General features: G+C 50.6%; 1 protein-coding gene. It reads left to right on the top strand.

All coding sequences use genetic code 11. The features are described from left to right. The first annotated feature begins 114 nt into the window (after positions 1-114). Positions 115-1,026 (top strand): ATP-binding protein, encoded by a 912-nt coding sequence (locus INT19_RS12020; protein WP_226912639.1) that lies wholly within the window; start codon positions 115-117, stop codon positions 1,024-1,026. Positions 1,027-1,064 lie beyond the last annotated feature (38 nt).

The following is a 1,064-nucleotide window of genomic DNA, read 5'->3' as shown; positions in this document are numbered from 1 at the left end:
TTTGGGCGAGATCGCCAACCGGACAACTAGGCTGACAGAGGGGGTGGGGCGTAGATGATGCGTCTCATGAGGTTGTTGGCACCACGTTTACCCCCTGGCAGGCCAAAAAAGGCAATGAAGAGCTGGAAAGTTGGCTCGTCAGAATGCTCAGCCCTAGACCACTTCAAGTTCTATCAGGTTAACGTGCCTGTAGAGGGCGAAGAGCTACCCGTTGTCATTCTCGAAATTCCGCGAGCGCACTCAAAGCCAACGAGCTTTTCGGGCAAAGAGCTTGTGCGTATCGGTTCCAATAAAAAGCCGCTGAAGGATTATCCTGAGGTCGAGCGTGGGCTGTGGCGCATCTTTGATAAAACACCGTTTGAAGAGCTTCCCGCTGCCAGCGACTTATCGATGACAGAAGCATTAGCGCTGCTGGATTACACAGCTTATTTTGAGCTATTGGGGTTACCGTTGCCAACAGACCAAGCGGGCATTCTGAGTAGGCTTGAAGAGGACGGTATGTTGCGCTGCGACGATGCCAAACGCTGGGAAGTCACTAACCTTGGTGCGATTTTGTTTGCCAGAGAGCTACAAAGCTTCAAGGGGTTAGCGCGTAAAGCGGTTCGGCTAGTCGTGTACAAAGGCAAAGGTCGGTTGCACACGATCCGCGAGCAGGAAGGCCGTAAAGGGTATGCTTCAGGGTTCGAAGGGCTGATTGATTACTTGTCGGCGCTATTGCCAAGAAATGAAGTAATTGGCAAAGCTTTGCGTCAAGAAGTGCCTATGTATCCAGACTTAGCCGTTCGTGAATTAATTGCCAATGCCCTTATTCATCAGGATTTTTCAGTAACGGGTGCTGGCCCGATGGTCGAGATTTTTGATGACCGCATCGAAATTACTAACCCTGGCGAGCCATTGGTTGAAATTGACCGTTTTTTAGATAGTCCGCCACGTTCACGTAATGAAGCGTTAGCATCGTTCATGCGCAGGGTGGGTATCTGTGAGGAACGCGGAAGTGGCGTCGATAAAGTGGTCTTTGATACGTAAGCGTTCATTCCAAGGCGTTCTGCCACTCCGGTAAATTT

The organism is Halomonas sp. 3A7M, assembly GCF_014897875.1.
GTDB lineage: Bacteria > Pseudomonadota > Gammaproteobacteria > Pseudomonadales > Halomonadaceae > Vreelandella.
Note: the sequence above shows the minus strand (reverse complement) of the source record. Positions and strands in the feature narration are given on the sequence as shown.